This is a genomic window from Streptomyces sp. NPDC001502 (assembly GCF_042894785.1).
Classification (GTDB): domain Bacteria; phylum Actinomycetota; class Actinomycetes; order Streptomycetales; family Streptomycetaceae; genus Streptomyces; species Streptomyces kutzneri.
On the sequence record NZ_JBIAVW010000015.1, the window covers coordinates 156,823 to 174,042 of the forward strand.

The following is a 17,220-nucleotide window of genomic DNA, read 5'->3' on the forward strand; positions in this document are numbered from 1 at the left end:
CTGCGCCCGCCGGTACCCGCGCTTTGATGGACGTATGACGCATACCAGCTGGGCAGTCTTCGAGACGGCGGAACCGGAGTTCGCTGCGGCCGTCCAGGCCCGTTTCGCGCAGTACCCGCACCACGTCCTGGCCACCCTGCGCAAGGACGGCTCCCCCCGCGCGACCGGGCTGAATGTCGACATCCGGGGCGGGGAGCTGTGGCTCGGCATGATGTTCGGCTCGATGAAGGCCAGGGACCTCCAGCACGACCCGCGCTTCGCCCTGCACACCAACCCGGGCGCGGGCGAGGACATGCCGGACGGGGACGTACGGATCTCCGGGCGCGCGGTGGAGCTCGTGGACCCGCCCGAACTGCACCGGTACGCGGAGGAGACGGCGACCCCGCACCCCTTCCACCTCTTCTACGCCGACCTGACGGAGGTCGTCCGCGTCCGCGTGGAGGGCGACGAGCTGCTGGTGCGGTCGTGGACCCCGGAGCACGGCCTGCGCACCCTGCGCCGGGGCGACGACGACGAACCGCCGCGCGAGGAGACGCCCTAGCTGAGCGGGGGCAGGCCGCCGATCGGGCCGAGGGCGGCGGGGTTCACGTCCACCCGGCTGCGGTCGATGTTGAGGGTGATCCCGCCGTAGGTGGCGTCGTGGTCGCCGCGGAACTGGTGGGCCCGGCGCGGGCCGGCCCACTGGGCCGTGCCCGCCGGCAGGCCCATGTCGGCGTCGCCGACGGAGGCCGACAGGTTCCAGCGGGCGGCCCAGAGCACGTCCGGCATGGCCTGGGGGGCCTGGTGGTAGTGGGCGCTCAGCGCCTTGACCCCGGAGCTCACCGACACGTAGGCGGCGGAGCGGAAGCCCAGCTCGTGCAGCCGGTCCGTCCAGGCGGTCAGATAAGCCACGACCGGGGCGTCCCAGGTGGCTCGGTCCGTGTAGTTCTCCAGGTCGTTGTAGAGCACCGTGCCCTCGGCCAGCCCCAGCGACCGGGCCGCGTCCGCCGCGCCCTCGGCGGCCTCCCGGCCCTGCCCGTTGGCCTCGGAGGGGTCGGTGGACAGGCCGGTGGCGGCGTTGTGCCAGGGCTGCGGGCCCACCCAGATCGGCATCAGGTGCCAGCCCGCGGCGGCCTGCCGTTCCACCCAGCGGGCCGTGAGCCGCGGCTGGGCGCAGGCCCGGGCCCGGCCGCCGATGTAGACGCCGATCGCGCCGAAGGGGGAATCGGCCCGCCAGGTGTCCATGGCCTTCTGGGTGGGGGCGGTGCAGGCGTCGAAGCCCTCGCCCTTGAAGGGTTCCTGGGCGCTGCGGGGCTTCGGTCCTCCGGCGGCCGGCACGGCGACGACGGGGGCGGGGCCCGGCGGGGGCGCCATGGCGCGGGCCTGCGCCAGGACGGCGCGTACGGCGTCGGGCGTGGCCCCGTAGGAGACGGTGGCCATGACGCGGGCGCGGCGCAGGGCGTAGCGCAGCTCGTTGCTGTCGGAGCGGGGCGGGACCTCGCGCAGCACGTTCCAGGAGTCGACGGCGACGGTCGGGATGTCGGCGCGCTCCGGGGCCCCGTCGAGGGGTTCGAGGTGCAGGGTGTCGGCGCGGCTGACGACGGCCCGGCCGGTGCACTCGGCCTGGGTGCCGGCGTGACCGAGGTACAGGGTGGGCAGGTCGAGGCGCAGGCACGCGTCGGGGTTCCGGTCGAGGTCGACGACCCGCCAGTCGGCGGGGAGGGTGACGCGCAGACCGTGGTAGTCGACGGTCCGGCCGTCGTCGGCGGTGGCGGAGGGCTGGGCGGAGACCAGCAGGGCGGCGCCGAGCAGGCCGCTCAGCAGGGTTCGGGTGGGGGCCATGACCCAGATGGGTACCAGACTGCGGGGCCCCTCAACTGTCCGGAGAGGTACCGCAGATGCTCCGTCCGGCCCAGGGGCCGGCCGGTCCTCACGGCCCGGCCGGGTGGGTCGCGAGGATCCGTTCCTTCCCTCCGTGCGCCCGGAGCCCGGCAGGAGCGTCCCCCGCCCTCCCCCATCGGGTCACCCGCACGAGCGAATCGGGCTCGGCCCCGTCGGCCGGTACGCCGCCGGCCCGGGAAGCCACGCCCGCCGGTCTCACCGCCCCGTCTGCGCCGACGGCCCGGTGGAGATCAACTCCTTCAGCACGTGGTCCAGTTCGGTGGCCCGTACGCCGAGGAGGCGCTCGGTGTCGGAGGCGTCGAGGCGCAGCTCGCCGTCGTACTGGTAGGCCATCTCCGGCATCTCGGCCATCACCGGGTCCGCCGCGGCCGCCGCGTCGAGCTCCTCCCGCGTCGTGGTCCTGAGCCGCGGGCTCGGCGCGCCGGCGGCTTCGGCCAGCCGCCCCATCAGTTCCCTCGGGGACAGTTCGCAGGTGGAGGGCACGTGCCAGGCGCGGCCCCAGCCGTCGTCCCGCCCGCCGACCGCGATCAGGGTCCGCGCGACGTCGTCCGCATAGGACCAGGCGTGCGGCGCGTCGAGGGCGACCGGCAGCACGGCCTCCGTGCCGGCCAGTACGGCGGGCACGGCCAGGAGGGGGAAGAGCCCGAGGACGTTCGCCCCGAGGAAGTCGCCGGCGCGCACCTCGGCGACCCGGACCCGCCCGGCCCGGTGCGCGGCCAGCGCCTCCTCCCACATGGCGGCGCGCACCCGTCCCTTGTCGGAGTTGGGCCTCATGGGCAGGTCGGGCGTGAGAGGGCCTTCGACGGGCCCGTACCCGTACACGTTGCCCAGCATCACGTAGCCGGCGCCGGTCCGTTCGGCGGCGGCGAGCAGTGAGGCGGCGAGGGGCGGAAAGGCGGTCCGCCAGTCCTGGTAGGCCGGCGCGGCCGCGTTGTAGAGGGTCCGGGCTCCGTGCAGCAGCTCGGCGAGCCGGCCGGTGTCGGTGATGTCGGCGGCGACCCGCTCGACGAGCGGAAGATCGGGCCCGCCGCCGCTGCGGGTGATGACGCGGACCCGCTCACCGGATGCGGCGAGCAGGCGTGCGGTCGCGGTGCCGATCGCACCGGCGCCCGTGATGACGTGCAGGGCCATGGCTGTACTCCTGTGCTGGTACGACGAGTTGCTGTTGCTTGCAGGTCAACCTTCGTCCCGGGCGCGGCCGTACAGTAGTGGCCTAAATGCCAGCCATCCGGAGATTCGAGCCATGCCGATCACTGCCCCGCACCGCGTCGCGGTCATCGCGTGCCCGCCGGTCACCACCTTCGACCTGTCGATCCCGGGGGTGGTGTTCGGCGCGACGACCGTCGGTGAGCAGCCTGCGTACGAGGTGACGGTCTGCACGCTCGTCCCCGGCGTGGTGCAGGCGCGGTACGGCACGGACGTGGTGGTGCCGCACGGCCTGGAGGCGGTGGAGCGGGCCGACACGGTGATGGTGACGGGGACGGCCGACCGGGAGGGCCCCGACCCCCGGGTGCTGGACGCCCTGCGGGCCGCCGCCGCGCGGGGCGCTCGCATCGCCTCCATCTGCACGGGCGCCTTCGTCCTCGCGCAGGCGGGTCTCCTGGAAGGCCGCCGCGCCACGACCTTCTGGACGGCGTCCGCGGAATTCGGGCGGCTCTTCCCCGAGGTCGACCTCGTGCCCGCCGTGCTGTTCGTCGAGGACGGCAGGGTGCTGACGTCGGCGGGCATGTCGGCCGGGATCGACCTGTGCCTGCACCTGGTGCGCCGCGACTACGGCGCCGCCGTCGCGAACACCACGGCCCGTCTGGTCGTGGCGGCCCCCGTACGGCCGGGCGGCCAGGCCCAGTTCATCGAGACCCCGCTCCCGCCCGAGCGCGGCACCTCCCTGGCGGCCACCCGCGCCTGGGCGCTGGCCCGCCTGCACGAGCCGACGACCCTGGCCGAGCTGGCCCGGCACGCGGGCACGAGCACCCGGACCCTGACCCGCCGCTTCCGCGCCGAAACGGGCCTCAGCCCCCTCCAGTGGCTGCTGCACCAGCGGCTGGACCGCGCCTGCGAGATCCTGGAGACCACCACCCTCCCGATGGACCAGGTGGCCGCCCGCAGCGGCCTCGGCACGGCGGACTCCCTCCGGACCCACCTGTCCCGTCACACGGGCCTGACCCCGAGCACCTACCGCGCCACGGCGCGGGCGCGGCGGCCGTAGAGTCGAGGGAGCGGCCGAAGCCAGTTGCGTTGGCTTCGGCCGCCCCTCATCCCCTCGTCCCCTCGCCCGGGTCAGGCCGCCCGGCGGCGCAGCCACCAGGAGCAGAACCCGGCGAGCAGGCCGGAGAGCGCGAGGAAGATCCCGGTCTCGATCCACTGGAAGGTCCAGTAGCGGTCGGCGGGCTGGTAGTCGACCTCGATGTGGTGCTTCGAGGTGGCGAAGCACTCGAAGGGGTCGGTCCTGGGTTCCGCGCAGCCCTCGGCGCCGCGGACCTCCTGGCCGGAGGGGTCGAGCACCCTGCCGAGATCGGACACGACCCAGACGCCGGGCCTGAGGACCCCGATCCGCAGGTGGGCATCGTCCCCGGAGCCCTTCAGCTGGATGTGGTTCCCGTTCCAGCCGCCCTTCATCGCACCGGACTCCTCGCCGCCTCCGACCGGCGCCATCACGAGGGAGCTGAGCGCGACATCGGTGTGCTCCGGCGTCACGAAGTGCGGGCGGATCGCGAAGGGCACGAGGATCTGGACCGCGAGGAAGGCGACGAGGGTCGCGGCCATCGCGGGCACGGTGCGCCGGATCAGCAGTCCGGCGGCGGCGCCGAGGGTGAAGGCGAACGCCGCGTAGCCGAGGGGGACGATCCCGCGGCCGCTGAACATGAGGGCGGTGAACCGGTCCAGGTTGACCCGGTCGATGGGACTCGCCCACCAGGTCACCAGGAGGCTGAGCACCCCGGTGACGGCGACGGCGATCAGGCCGACGGCCCCGAGCTTGACCAGGAGCCAGCGGCCCCGGGTGATGCTCTGGTTCCAGATGAGCCGGTGGGTGCCGGTCTCCAGTTCACGGGCGATCAGCGGGGCGCCCCAGAAGATCCCGATGATGCCGGGTGCGGCGAGCAGCAGGCTCGTGACGTAGTAGGTCAGGGTCTGGTACTCGACGACCAGGGCGTTCTTCGCCGATTCGCAGTCGCTGCCGCAGCCGGCGACGGTGCTGTCGTAGACCTCGCGCATCCGGAGGCCGGTGACGACGAGGAATATCGCGATCGCGGCCAGGACGGCGAGCGCGGCGAGGGTCTGGACGCGGTACTGGCGCCAGGTCAGCCAGATCATCGCTGGTTCTCCCGGGTGGGTCGGGGGCCGGGCCCGGCCGTGGCCTGACTCATGTAGGTGAGGACGAGGTCCTCCAGGTCGAGCGGCTCCATGACCCAGGAGGGGTCCTGGAGCGCCTTGTCGGCGCGCACGATGAAGGTGCTCTGCCGCTCGGTGTGGGTCTCCTGGATGACCTGCATGTCCCGGGGCAGGGTGGCCGCCTCGCGGCGGGCGGTGGTGAGCCGGAAGTGGGTGGCGAGCAGGTCGTCGACGTCGCCCGCGACCTGGACCCGGGAGGCGACCAGCGAGATCAGGTGGTCGCAGACCCGTTCCAGGTCGGACACCAGGTGCGAGGAGAGCACGACGGTGGTGCCGTGTTCGGCCACGACCTCCATCAGGCTCTGCAGGAACTCCCGCCGGGCCAGCGGGTCCAGGGCGGCGACGGGCTCGTCGAGGATCAGCAGCTCGGGCCGTTTGGCGACGGCGAGGGTCAGGGCCACCTGGGCGCGCTGGCCGCCGGAGAGCTTGCCCGCCTTCTGAGCGGGGTCCAGGCCGAGCTGCCGGATCCGGTCTCCCGCCAGCTGTGCGTCCCAGCCCGGGTTGAGCCGGGCGCCCAGCTTCAGGTGGTCGGCGATGGACAGCCCGGCGTACGTGGGCGTGTCCTGGGCGACGAACCCGACCTTGGCGAGTTGCTCGGGCCCGGAGGCGGGCCGGCCGCCGAGCACCTCGATGGTGCCGGAGGTCGGGCCGATCAGGCCGCAGGCCAGCTGCAACAGGGTGGACTTTCCGGCCCCGTTGGGCCCGACCAGGCCGACGACCCGCCCGGACGGCACGCTCAGGGTGCAGTCGCTCAGCGCCTCTTTGCGGCCGTACCGCTTGCCCAGCGCGCGGGCTTCCAATATTGCGGTTGCGGTCATTTCTCCTCTTCGATGTGCGGGTCCGTGCCGGTCCGGGCGCGGAAGGTGCTCAGGAACAGGGCCTCGATGCTTTCCTCGCCCAGCCCGGCGGCTCGTGCCTTGTCGAGCCACAGCTGCAACTCCCGGCGCAGCGGCTCGTGCTCGGAGAGCGAGTCGTCGCTGAGCGTGCCGGAGATGAACGTGCCGACCCCGGGCTTCTTCGCGACCAGGCCCTCGTATTCGAGCTCCCGGTAGGCCTTGAGCACGGTGTTCGGGTTGATCGCCACGCTGACCGCGACGTCCTTGACGGTCGGCAGCCGGTCCCCCTCGGACAGCAGCCCCAATCGCAGTGCCTGACGCACCTGGTGGACGAGCTGCATGTACGGAGCGACGCCGGACCGGGCATCGAGGTGAAACTCGATCACTGTCCTCCTCTATTCATCTAGCTTCCTAGCACTATAGGACTCTACGTATGTGGCGACTGTCAACCACCGTCCGAGGGAGCGGAGTTGCCAGCCCTCCGGGCTATTCACTCTTGCTAGGTACCGGTAGTCAGCGTTACGGTGTACCAGTACTCAGCAACACCGAATAGCTCAGGGAGGAGGTGTTCCATGCCCAAACTGCTGACGGAAATGCTCAAGGGCACGCTGGAGGGCATCGTCCTCGCGACCCTGTCCGGCCGGCCCGCGTACGGCTACGAGATCACGGCATGGCTGCGGGAGCAGGGGTTCTCCGACATCGCCGAAGGGACCATCTACGCGCTGCTCGTCAGGGTCGAGAAGCGCGGTCTCGTCGACGTGGAGAAGGTCCCTTCCGAGAAGGGGCCGCCGCGCAAGGTGTACTCCCTCAACCCCGAGGGGCGGGAGTACCTCGAAGAGTTCTGGAGGACCTGGAGCTTCCTCACGGAACGACTGGACCAGCTCCGCGAAGGGGGCGAGTAACCATGTCCGATGGTGAGAAGAGCGGTTTCATCGCGAAGGTGATCGGACCGAAGAAGCGCTGGAGGGCGTACAAGGCGCGCGTCAAGGAGCTCCCCGAGAGCCGGCGCACGGCGGTCGAGGCGATCGAGCGGTACCTGATGCACTTCGTGCCGGCCGACGGCGACAGCAACGCGTCGATGTTCGAAGACCTCGCCGACCTCTTCGAGCAGGCCGCGGCGGACGGAACGCCGATACGCGAGATCGTCGGGGAGGACCCGGTGGAGTTCGCCGACGCGTTCGCCCAGAACTACTCGGAGGGTGGCTACGTCCCCGCCCGCGCGAAGAAGCAACTGACCGAAGCCCTCACCCGCGCCGAGGAGGCCGAGGACACGGCCGGGGGCACGGCATGACGGCCTTATGGACCGGCATGGTGCCGGTCGACGACACGGCCCTGGCCGTCACCGACACCGGAGGCCCCGGCACGCCCGTGGTCTACCTCAACGGCCACTTCGCCACCCAGGGGTACTGGCGGCGGGTCATCGCCGACCTGGGGCCCCGGTGGCGGCACATCACCTACGACGAGCGGGCCCGCGGCAGGAAGTCGAAGCGCTCGGCCGACTACTCCTTCGAGGCGGCCGTCCGGGACGTCGACGCCGTGCTCGCGGCCAGGGACGTGGACCGGGCGCTGGTGGTGGGCTGGTCCTACGGGGCGTTCGTCGGAGCCCACTGGGCGAGCCGCAATCCGGACCGCGCCCTCGGTGCGGTCCTGGTGGACGGCGCCCAACCGTACGACTGGCTCACCGAGGAGATGGAGCGGGGGATCCGCAGGTTCTTCAGGCGGATGGGCCCGCTCATGCCACTGCTTCGCCCGACGGGCCTGACCCCGCGGATGACCGCCGAAGAGATGGCCGACAGCAACATCGAGGTCGGCCGGCTCGCCCGCGAGCGCGAACTGGGCCCCGTACTGGACGGCATCACCGTCCCGGTGCGGTACGTACTGGCTTCGGGAACGTCCTTCGGGAGCAAGGGCGACGAGCAGGAACGGATCCGCGCCGGCCTCGACCCGGTGTTCCGGCGCAATCCGAACATCCGGCTCAGCGCGAAGGTCCCCAGCAACCACGGCGCGATCCTGAGGAAGGACGCCCCGGCCGTCGCCACGGCCGTACGCGAGACCGCCGCCCTCGCCCACGACCGACCCTTAAGCCCGGCGCCCGTCAGGTTCCCGGCCGGGGACCGACGGGCGCCGCGCCGGCCGGACGTCAGCAGTGGCGCCACGAGATCAGGCTCGACCCTTCACAGCCCGGATGAACGGAGCCCACGCGGCGGCCGGGAACACCAACACCGGGCCGGCACCCGCGAGCTTGGTGTCCCGGACGGGGACGACGCCGGGGAGGTCGTCGGAGACCTCTACACACTCGCCGCCCTCCCCGTTGCTGTACGAAGGCTTCCGCCAGGACAGGCCGTTCACGTCTGCGCGCATCTCGCGTGCTCCTCCGCCACCGACTCAATCAAGGCCAGGGACGCCTCCGGCGACAGCGCGGCAGCCCTGGCAAGATCGTATGACCTCCAGTGACGCCGAACCAGCGCCGGGCAGTCGAGCAACTGCCCTGCGTGGGGGCCCTCCGTGTAAGCAGCGTCGGGTGCGTCGACGAACTGCATGATGCGCACATACGCCCCCAGAGCACCGTGGGCACCCGCCGCAAATGGCACCACCTGGACGGTGATCCGATGCGCGCGAACGCAGGAGGAGATATGCCTCAGCTGGGCAGCCATCACAGCGTGCCCTCCGACTGCCGTACGCAGTACGGCTTCGTGCAGAACAACCCACAATTCGGGGGTATCTGGGTCGTCAAGAATTCGGGCACGCTCCATGCGAGCCGCGATCAGGGAATCGACACGGTCCCCCAGACCGGTGGGACTAGCGGCCCGAATCACGGCGCGCGCATAGTCCGCTGTCTGGAGCAGCCCGGGAACGAGCGTGGGGCCGTAATCGAAGATGGCCGTCGCCAGACGTTCCAGCTCGGCCGCCTCGGCGAAGTACTCGACATGCTTCGACTTGAACGCCCTGGCCAGGCGGGTGAAGTAGTCCCCCGTACCGAACACCTTGTCGATGAGCTCCGCGATCTCCGGCCGCAGCCGCCGCGTGCCGCACTCCATCTGCCCGACGTACGTGCCGCTCGTGAAGATCCGCTCGCCCAGGCCGTCCTGGGTCAGCCCGGCCGCTTCCCGGTGGCGCCGCAGTTCCTCGCGGGCGAACTCCTCCGGTGTTTGCGCCCCGCTCAGATCCTTCTGCTTGGCCACGAGCCAACTCCCCGCTTCCACAGTGCTCTTGCTCCGCGAAAAAGCGTAGTCCCGACCAGGTCGGTGAAACATCGGAACGGATTGATACGACTACCCAACGCCACAGGCCGCTGTCAGTGCCGCTGGTTAGCGTGATCGGTGCCAGTCGGAACCGAAGACACCATGGGGGACCACATGAAGCAGACACACGGGCGCGGCAAGGCCGCCGCGATCGCCGCACTGGCCGCAGCACTCACGCTGACGCTGGCGGTCGGCACGGCCCAGGCCGCGGCGGGGGGCGAGATCGTCGGCCACCCCGGGCCCGACGGGCTGATCTGGATACCCGAGCAGGCCGGCTCCAGCGGCTTCGTCTCGGGCGGCCTCTCGCCCCGGCTGGACACGTTCATCACCTTCGGCTGCGCGGGCGGCGGCACCATAGAGGTGGCCTTCCACCTCAACGACCACCCCGACCGCGACCCGGCCCCCTTCACGGTCGAGTGCCCCGAGAGCGACCCGGCGCGCGTCACCGTCCCCCTCGGCACCGGCCTGCAGGGCGGCTTCGGGGCCTGGGTGACGGCCTCGGCTCCGTCCACCCGCTGGGGCGCCACGGTCGTCCAGCCCGAGTAGCCCCGGCACGCCACAGCGCCCGCCACCCCTGGTCGGGGACGTGGCGGGCGCTGTGTCGGGAGTTCCGTACGCCGTTGTACGGACCGCATGAGGGGTCCCGCCCTTCGCGAGGCGGGGTGCTGCTGCCCGTACTACACGGTCAGAGAACGATCCGTCGGCTTGACCGGGTACGGGAGGGCGCTGCTGCCGGTCAGGAAGCGGTCCACGCCGCGGGCGGCCGAGCGGCCTTCCGCGATGGCCCAGACGATCAGCGACTGGCCGCGGCCCGCGTCGCCGGCGACGAAGACGCCGTCCACGTTGGTCGCGTAGGAGGCGTCGCGGTCGATGTTGCCGCGCGGGTCCAGCTCCAGGCCGAACTGCTGGACCAGGCCGTTCTCCTGGTCGGTGCCCGTGAAGCCCATCGCCAGGGTGACCAGCTGCGCGGGGAGGACGCGCTCGGTGCCGGGCTTCTGGACGAGCTTGCCGCCCTCGAAGGCGACCTCGACCAGGTGGAGGGCCTGGACGTTGCCGTCCTCGTCGCCCTCGAAGTGGGTGGTGGAGACGGAGTAGACCCGCTCGCCGCCCTCCTCGTGGGCCGAGGTGACCTTGTAGAGCATGGGGAAGGTCGGCCAGGGCTGGTTGGCGTTCCGGTCCTCGCCCGGCTTGGGCATGATCTCCAGCTGCGTGACCGAGGCCGCGCCCTGGCGGTGGGCGGTGCCCACGCAGTCCGCGCCGGTGTCGCCGCCGCCGATGACGATCACGTGCTTGCCCTCGGCCGTGATGGGGGGCGCCATGAAGTCGCCCTCCTGGACCTTGTTGGCGAGCGGCAGGTACTCCATGGCGAAGTGGATGCCGTTCAGCTCGCGGCCCGGGACCGGCAGGTCGCGGGAGACGGTGGCGCCCGCCGCGATGACCACCGCGTCGAACCGCTTGCGCAGGTCGGTGGCGGTGATGTCGCGGCCGACCTCGATGCCGGTGCGGAACTTGGTGCCCTCCGCGCGCATCTGCTCGATGCGGCGGTTGATGTGCACCTTCTCCATCTTGAACTCGGGGATGCCGTAGCGCAGCAGGCCGCCGATGCGGTCCGCGCGCTCGTACACGACCACGGTGTGGCCGGCCCGGGTCAGCTGCTGGGCGGCGGCGAGGCCCGCCGGCCCTGAGCCGATGACGGCGGCCGTCTTGCCGGACAGCCGCTCCGGCGCCTGCGGGGTGACGTCGCCGTTGTCCCACGCCTTGTCGATGATCGAGACTTCGACGTTCTTGATGGTGACGGCGGGCTGGTTGATGCCGAGCACGCACGCCGACTCGCAGGGGGCCGGGCACAGCCGCCCGGTGAACTCCGGGAAGTTGTTCGTCGCGTGCAGGCGCTCCGAGGCGGCGGTCCAGTCCTCGCGGTACGAGAAGTCGTTCCACTCCGGGATCAGGTTCCCGAGCGGGCATCCGTTGTGACAGAACGGGATGCCGCAGTCCATGCAGCGGCCGGCCTGCTTGCTGATGATCGGGAGCAGGGAGCCCGGAACGTAGACCTCGTTCCAGTCCTTCAGCCGATCGGCGACGGGACGGGTGCAGGCGGTCTCGCGCGCGGTGGTGAGGAAGCCCTTCGGGTCAGCCATGGGTCGCCGCCTCCATCATCTTCTCCGTGGTCTCGGATTCCGAGAGTCCGGCGAGCTCAGCGGCGTCCTTGGCGGCGAGCACTGCCTTGTACGTGGTGGGGATGATCTTGCTGAAGCGGTCCACCGCGACGGACCAGTCAGCCAGGAGCTTCGCGGCCACGGTCGAGCCGGTCTCCTCCTCGTGGCGGCGCACCACATCGTGCAGCCACTGCCTGTCGGTGTCGGACAGGGCCTCGACGGCGCCCGCGTTGCCGACGTTGACGTTGTGCGGGTCGAGGTCGATGACGTACGCGACGCCGCCCGACATGCCGGCCGCGAAGTTGCGGCCCGTCTCGCCCAGGACGACCGCCTGGCCGCCGGTCATGTACTCGCAGCCGTGGTCGCCCACGCCCTCCGAGACGACCAGCGCGCCCGAGTTGCGGACGCAGAAGCGCTCGCCGGTGCGGCCGCGCAGGAACATCTCGCCGCCGGTGGCTCCGTAGCCGATGGTGTTGCCGGCGATGGTGGAGTACTCGGCGAGGTGGTCGGCGCCGCGGTCCGGGCGGACCACGATGCGGCCACCGGAGAGGCCCTTGCCGACGTAGTCGTTGGCGTCGCCCTCCAGGCGGAGGGTGATGCCCTTCGGCACGAAGGCGCCGAAGGACTGGCCGGCGCTGCCGGTGAAGGTCAGGTCGATCGTGTTGTCGGGCAGGCCCGCGCCACCGAACTTCTTGGTGACGTGGTGGCCGAGCATGGTGCCGACGGTCCGGTTGATGTTGCGGATCGCGACCTGGGCGCGGACCGGCTGGGCCGCCTCGGCGGTCTCGGCGTTCAGCGCGTCGGCGGCGAGCTCGACCAGCTCGTTGTCGAGGGCCTTCTCCAGACCGTGGTCCTGCTCGATCAGGGCGTGGCGGACCGCGCCCTCGGGCAGCTCCGGCACGTAGAAGAGCGGCTCCAGGTCGAGACCCTGCGCCTTCCAGTGCGTGACGGCCTTGGTGGTGTCGAGGAGCTCGGCGTGGCCGACGGCCTCCTCGATCGTGCGGAAGCCCAGCTCGGCGAGGATCTCGCGCACCTCCTCCGCGATGTACTCGAAGAAGTTGACGACGAACTCGGGCTTGCCGGAGAAGCGGTCGCGCAGGACCGGGTTCTGGGTGGCGATGCCGACCGGGCAGGTGTCCAGGTGGCAGACGCGCATCATGACGCAGCCGGAGACGACGAGCGGGGCGGTCGCGAAACCGAACTCCTCGGCGCCGAGCAGCGCGGCGATGACCACGTCGCGGCCGGTCTTGAGCTGGCCGTCGGTCTGGACGACGATCCGGTCGCGCAGCCCGTTGAGCAGCAGGGTCTGCTGGGTCTCGGCGAGGCCGAGCTCCCAGGGGCCGCCCGCGTGCTTGAGCGAGGTGAGCGGGGAGGCGCCCGTTCCGCCGTCGTGGCCGGAGATGAGGACGACGTCCGCGTGGGCCTTGGAGACACCCGCGGCGACCGTGCCCACGCCGACCTCGGAGACCAGCTTCACGTGGATGCGGGCGACCGGGTTGGCGTTCTTGAGGTCGTGGATCAGCTGAGCCAGGTCCTCGATGGAGTAGATGTCGTGGTGCGGCGGCGGGGAGATCAGGCCGACGCCCGGGGTGGAGTGGCGGGTCTTGGCGACCCACGGGTACACCTTGTGGCCGGGCAGCTGGCCGCCCTCGCCGGGCTTGGCGCCCTGCGCCATCTTGATCTGGATGTCGTCCGCGTTGACCAGGTACTCCGAGGTCACGCCGAAGCGGCCGGAGGCGACCTGCTTGATGGACGAGCGCCGCGCCGGGTCGTACAGGCGGTCCGGGTCCTCGCCGCCCTCACCGGTGTTGGACTTGGCGCCCAGCTGGTTCATGGCGATGGCGAGGGTCTCGTGCGCCTCCTTGGAGATGGAGCCGTACGACATGGCGCCGGTGGAGAAGCGCTTGACGATGTCGGCGACCGACTCGACCTCGTCGAGGGAGATGGCTTCGCGGTCGGCCTTGAAGCCGAACAGGCCGCGGAGCGTCATGAGGCGCTCGGACTGCTCGTTCACCCGGGCCGTGTACTGCTTGAAGATGTCGTACCGGCGGTTGCGGGTGGCGTGCTGGAGGCGGAAGACCGTCTCCGGGTCGAACAGGTGCGGCTCGCCCTCGCGGCGCCACTGGTATTCGCCGCCGATCTCCAGCGCGCGGTGCGTGGCCGCGATGCCGGAGACGGGGTACGCCTTGGCGTGGCGCGCGGCCACCTCCTTGGCAATGACGTCCAGGCCGGCGCCGCCGATCTTGGTGGCGGTGCCGTTGAAGTAGGTCTCGACGAACTCGTCGTTCAGGCCGACGGCCTCGAAGACCTGGGCGCCGCGGTAGGAGGCGACGGTGGAGATGCCCATCTTGGACATGACCTTCAGGACGCCCTTGCCGAGCGCGTAGATCAGGTTCTTGATGGCCTGCTCCGGCTCCAGGCCGGACAGGAAGGTACCGGCGCGCAGCAGGTCCTCGACGGACTCCATGGCGAGGTACGGGTTGACCGCGGCCGCGCCGTAGCCGATGAGCAGGGCGACGTGGTGGACCTCGCGGACGTCACCGGCCTCGACCAGCAGACCCACCTGGGTGCGCTGCTTGGTGGCGATGAGGTGGTGGTGCACGGCGGAGGTGAGCAGCAGCGACGGGATCGGCGCGTGCTCGGCGTCCGAGTGGCGGTCCGAGAGGACGATCAGGCGGGCGCCGTTGGCGATGGCCGCGTCGGCCTCGGCGCGGATCTGCTCGATGCGGGCGGCCAGGGCCTCGCCGCCGCCGGAGACCCGGTAGAGGCCGGAGAGCGTGGCGGCCTTCATGCCCGGCATGTCGCCGTCGGCGTTGATGTGGATGAGCTTGGCCAGCTCGTCGTTGTCGATCACCGGGAAGGGCAGGGTGACGCTGCGGCAGGACGCGGCGGTCGACTCCAGCAGGTTGCCCTGCGGGCCGAGCGAGGACAGCAGCGAGGTGACGAGCTCCTCGCGGATGGCGTCCAGCGGCGGGTTGGTGACCTGCGCGAAGAGCTGGGTGAAGTAGTCGAAGAGCAGCCGGGGGCGCTCGGACAGGGCGGCGATCGGGGAGTCCGTACCCATGGAGCCGAGCGGCTCGCCGGCGGTACGGGCCATCGGCGCGAGGATGACGCGCAGCTCTTCCTCGGTGTAGCCGAAGGTCTGCTGGCGGCGGGTGACCGAGGCGTGGGTGTGCACGATGTGCTCGCGCTCGGGCAGGTCCGACAGCTCGATCTCGCCGGTCTCCAGCCACTCCGCGTAGGGGGCGGCGGCGGCCAGCTCGTTCTTGATCTCGTCGTCCTCGATGATCCGCTTCTGGGCGGTGTCGACGAGGAACATCTTGCCGGGCTGCAGGCGGCCCTTGCGGACGACCTTGGCCGGGTCGATGTCGAGCACGCCGACCTCGGAGCCGAGGACGACGAGGCCGTCGTCGGTGACCCAGTAGCGGCCGGGGCGCAGACCGTTGCGGTCGAGGACCGCGCCGACCTGGGTGCCGTCGGTGAAGGTGACGCAGGCCGGGCCGTCCCAGGGCTCCATCTGCGTCGAGTGGTACTTGTAGAACGCGCGGCGGGCCGGGTCCATGGAGGTGTGGTTCTCCCACGCCTCCGGGATCATCATCAGCACGCTGTGCGGGAGGGAGCGGCCGCCGAGGTGGAGGAGCTCCAGGACCTCGTCGAAGGAGGCCGAGTCGGAGGCGTCCGGGGTGCAGATCGGGAAGATCCGGTCCAGCACGCCGTCGCCGAAGGCCTCGGAGGCCAGCTGGGACTCGCGGGCCTTCATCCAGTTGCGGTTGCCCTTGACCGTGTTGATCTCGCCGTTGTGCGCGACGAAGCGGTACGGGTGGGCGAGCGGCCACGACGGGAAGGTGTTCGTGGAGAAGCGCGAGTGGACCAGGGCGACGGCCGAGGCGAAGCGGCGGTCGGAGAGGTCCGGGAAGAAGGGCTCCAGCTGGCCGGTGGTCAGCATGCCCTTGTAGACGATGGTGCGGGCGGAGAGCGACGGGAAGTAGACACCGGCCTCGCGCTCGGCGCGCTTGCGCAGCACGAAGGCCTTGCGGTCCAGCTCGATGCCCGTGCTGCCGTTGCTCACGAACAGCTGCGAGAAGGCCGGCATGGTGGCGCGGGCGCCGTTGCCGAGCAGGTCCGGGGTGACCGGGACCTCGCGCCAGCCGAGGACCGTGAGGTTCTCCTCGGCGGCGATGGCCTCGATCTGCTCCACGGCGACGGCCTGTGCGGTGCCGTCGGCGGGGAGGAAGGCGATACCGACGGCGTAGCCGCCGGCGGCGGGGAGCTCGAAGCCGGCCACCTCGCGCAGGTACGCGTCGGGGACCTGGCTGAGGATTCCGGCGCCGTCGCCCGAGTCCGGCTCGGAGCCGGTCGCGCCGCGGTGCTCGAGGTTCCGCAATACGGTCAGGGCCTGCTCAACGAGTGTGTGGGTGGCCTCGCCGGTGAGGTTCGCCACGAATCCGACGCCACAGGCGTCCTTCTCGTTGCGCGGGTCGTACATGCCCTGCTGGGCGGGGCGACCGTCCATGGGCGACCAGGCGGTGGTGCTGGAGCCGGTCGCGGAGTGCGTGGATGCGGAACGCATCGGCTCTCCCGTCGTCGTCGTGGCATATGTGCATAGCCGAGGGACGACGTTGGCCCTCTGCGAAATTTCGTGCAGATTACATGATGACGACAATCCCGAGAAGCGGATACGCCATTCCAGCATGCGGACTGCACGAGGCAGAAAGAGGGGACTTTCGCGGCGCTCTACGGAGGTATCGCGCGAGGCGGAGGTCCCGGTGCAGGGCGGGCATCGTTGCCCGGAGCCCTGGTGTGATTCCCGGCGGACACGGATTCGAAACCGCCGGGTAACGGACTACTTATGTTGCGTACTGCATAGTGTCTCACTCCAGCCGCGGTCAGCCTATGGCTCCGCCGATCCAGGTTCCCAGGATGTACGTCACACCGGCGGCCGCGCCACCCAGGGCCAGCTGGCGTACGCCGCTGTACCACCAGGACCGCGCGGTGACCCGGGAGACGACCGCACCGCAGGCGAAGAGCCCGGCCAGCGCGAGCAGCACCGCGGGCCACAGGGCGGTGGCGCCGAGCAGATACGGCAGTACGGGGAGCAGCGCGCCCAGCGCGAACGAACCGAACGACGAGACCGCGGCGACCAGCGGCGAGGGCAGGTCGTCGGGGTCGATCCCGAGCTCCTCGCGGGCGTGGATCTCCAGCGCCTGCTCGGGATCGCGCGAGAGCTGCATGGCGACCTCGCGGGCGAGCGACGGCTCGACGCCGCGGGAGACGTAGAGCTCGGCGAGCTCCTCCATCTCGTCGATCGGGTGCTTGCGCAACTGCTGCCGCTCCACGTCCAGTTCGGCGAGGACCAGTTCGCGCTGCGAGGCGACGGAGGTGTATTCGCCGGCCGCCATCGAGAAGGCACCCGCCGCGAGCCCCGCCAGTCCGGTGATGACGACGGTCTGCGGGGCGACGGCGCCGCCGGCCACACCGGTCATCAGGGCGAGGTTCGAGACGAGCCCGTCCATGGCGCCGAAGACGGCCGGCCTCAGCCATCCGCCGTTGACGTCGCGGTGGGTGTGGTTGTCGCGGTGCGCGGTGTGCAGCGGTGCTTCGATGTCGATGATGGACATGCGTGGAATCTCCCCAAATGTGCGATCGGACGCCGCAACGCGCCCCGCTCCCCCTGAACACCTCGAAACTACGCACGATTTCTGTCGCCCGCCAGCA

The 17,220-nt window shown here is 71.1% G+C and carries 15 protein-coding genes and 1 pseudogene; 6 read left to right on the forward strand and 10 right to left on the reverse strand.

Translation table 11 applies throughout. From position 1 onward, the window contains the following. Nucleotides 1-34: 34 nt before the first annotated feature. Nucleotides 35-541, forward strand: coding sequence for a pyridoxamine 5'-phosphate oxidase family protein (locus ACFY0D_RS25555; protein ID WP_351159527.1), 507 nt, complete (start codon nt 35-37; stop codon nt 539-541). Here ACFY0D_RS25555 and ACFY0D_RS25560 read toward each other — a convergent pair. Next, nucleotides 538-1,821, reverse strand: coding sequence for a DUF1906 domain-containing protein (locus ACFY0D_RS25560; RefSeq protein ID WP_390800376.1), 1,284 nt, complete (start codon nt 1,819-1,821; stop codon nt 538-540). The genes ACFY0D_RS25555 and ACFY0D_RS25560 overlap by 4 nt on opposite strands. Nucleotides 1,822-2,076: 255 nt before the next feature. After that, a complete protein-coding gene (locus ACFY0D_RS25565) occupies nt 2,077-3,012 on the reverse strand; it encodes an NAD-dependent epimerase/dehydratase family protein (RefSeq protein ID WP_390800377.1) in 936 nt (311 codons plus the stop codon). Between the two features lie 112 nt (nt 3,013-3,124). Between ACFY0D_RS25565 and ACFY0D_RS25570 the strand changes: the two genes are divergently transcribed. Then, nucleotides 3,125-4,087: a GlxA family transcriptional regulator gene (locus ACFY0D_RS25570; RefSeq protein ID WP_390800378.1), complete on the forward strand. Its 963-nt coding sequence runs from the start codon at nt 3,125-3,127 to the stop codon at nt 4,085-4,087. Between the two features lie 71 nt (nt 4,088-4,158). On the opposite strand, the gene ACFY0D_RS25575 is transcribed toward ACFY0D_RS25570, so the two are convergent. Genes ACFY0D_RS25575 through ACFY0D_RS25585 form a run of 3 tightly spaced genes read right to left on the reverse strand, consistent with a single transcriptional unit; the run spans nt 4,159 to nt 6,493 of the window. Beyond that, on the reverse strand, nt 4,159-5,193 hold the full coding sequence (locus tag ACFY0D_RS25575; protein ID WP_390800379.1) for an ABC transporter permease: 1,035 nt from the start codon (nt 5,191-5,193) through the stop codon (nt 4,159-4,161). After that, nucleotides 5,190-6,089, reverse strand: a complete 900-nt coding sequence (locus ACFY0D_RS25580; RefSeq protein ID WP_390800380.1) for an ABC transporter ATP-binding protein — start codon at nt 6,087-6,089, stop codon at nt 5,190-5,192. Before ACFY0D_RS25580 ends, ACFY0D_RS25575 begins: the two co-directional genes overlap by 4 nt. Further along, nucleotides 6,086-6,493 carry a GntR family transcriptional regulator gene (locus tag ACFY0D_RS25585; RefSeq protein WP_390800381.1) on the reverse strand — a complete coding sequence of 136 codons (408 nt, stop codon included), beginning with the start codon at nt 6,491-6,493 and terminating at the stop codon, nt 6,086-6,088. Before ACFY0D_RS25585 ends, ACFY0D_RS25580 begins: the two co-directional genes overlap by 4 nt. 186 nt (nt 6,494-6,679) lie before the next feature. Between ACFY0D_RS25585 and ACFY0D_RS25590 the strand changes: the two genes are divergently transcribed. The 3 genes and pseudogenes from ACFY0D_RS25590 to ACFY0D_RS25600 form a co-directional block, all read left to right on the forward strand. Then, the gene (locus ACFY0D_RS25590) at nt 6,680-7,009 is read left to right on the forward strand and encodes a PadR family transcriptional regulator (protein ID WP_390800382.1); all 330 of its coding nucleotides are present in this window, start codon (nt 6,680-6,682) and stop codon (nt 7,007-7,009) included. Between the two features lie 2 nt (nt 7,010-7,011). Then, nucleotides 7,012-7,398: a DUF1048 domain-containing protein gene (locus ACFY0D_RS25595; RefSeq protein ID WP_390800383.1), complete on the forward strand. Its 387-nt coding sequence runs from the start codon at nt 7,012-7,014 to the stop codon at nt 7,396-7,398. Between the two features lie 17 nt (nt 7,399-7,415). Then, a pseudogene (locus ACFY0D_RS25600) lies at nt 7,416-7,781 on the forward strand (alpha/beta fold hydrolase); the annotation flags it as partial. Between the two features lie 486 nt (nt 7,782-8,267). On the opposite strand, the gene ACFY0D_RS25605 reads toward ACFY0D_RS25600, so the two are convergent. Together ACFY0D_RS25605 and ACFY0D_RS25610 are read right to left on the reverse strand one after the other, a co-directional pair. Further along, entirely contained in the window at nt 8,268-8,468 is a 201-nt protein-coding gene (locus ACFY0D_RS25605; RefSeq protein ID WP_390800407.1) for a DUF397 domain-containing protein, read from the reverse strand. Continuing rightward, nucleotides 8,453-9,289, reverse strand: coding sequence for a helix-turn-helix domain-containing protein (locus ACFY0D_RS25610; RefSeq protein ID WP_390800384.1), 837 nt, complete (start codon nt 9,287-9,289; stop codon nt 8,453-8,455). The genes ACFY0D_RS25605 and ACFY0D_RS25610 overlap by 16 nt, the downstream gene beginning before the upstream one ends. Nucleotides 9,290-9,463: 174 nt before the next feature. On the opposite strand from ACFY0D_RS25610, the gene ACFY0D_RS25615 reads away from it, so the two are divergent. Continuing rightward, the gene (locus ACFY0D_RS25615; RefSeq protein WP_390800385.1) at nt 9,464-9,895 is read left to right on the forward strand and encodes a hypothetical protein; all 432 of its coding nucleotides are present in this window, start codon (nt 9,464-9,466) and stop codon (nt 9,893-9,895) included. 131 nt (nt 9,896-10,026) lie between these two features. On the opposite strand, the gene ACFY0D_RS25620 is transcribed toward ACFY0D_RS25615, so the two are convergent. The 3 genes from ACFY0D_RS25620 to ACFY0D_RS25630 all read right to left on the reverse strand — a co-directional run bounded on the left by ACFY0D_RS25620 (nt 10,027) and on the right by ACFY0D_RS25630 (nt 17,123). Beyond that, nucleotides 10,027-11,487: a glutamate synthase subunit beta gene (locus tag ACFY0D_RS25620; RefSeq protein ID WP_390800386.1), complete on the reverse strand. Its 1,461-nt coding sequence runs from the start codon at nt 11,485-11,487 to the stop codon at nt 10,027-10,029. After that, nucleotides 11,480-16,018, reverse strand: coding sequence for a glutamate synthase large subunit (gltB, locus tag ACFY0D_RS25625; RefSeq protein ID WP_390800408.1), 4,539 nt, complete (start codon nt 16,016-16,018; stop codon nt 11,480-11,482). Before gltB ends, ACFY0D_RS25620 begins: the two co-directional genes overlap by 8 nt. Nucleotides 16,019-16,391: 373 nt before the next feature. Then, complete coding sequence (locus ACFY0D_RS25630) at nt 16,392-17,123, reverse strand: VIT1/CCC1 transporter family protein (RefSeq protein ID WP_390800387.1); 732 nt, start codon at nt 17,121-17,123, stop codon at nt 16,392-16,394. Nucleotides 17,124-17,220: the final 97 nt, after the last annotated feature.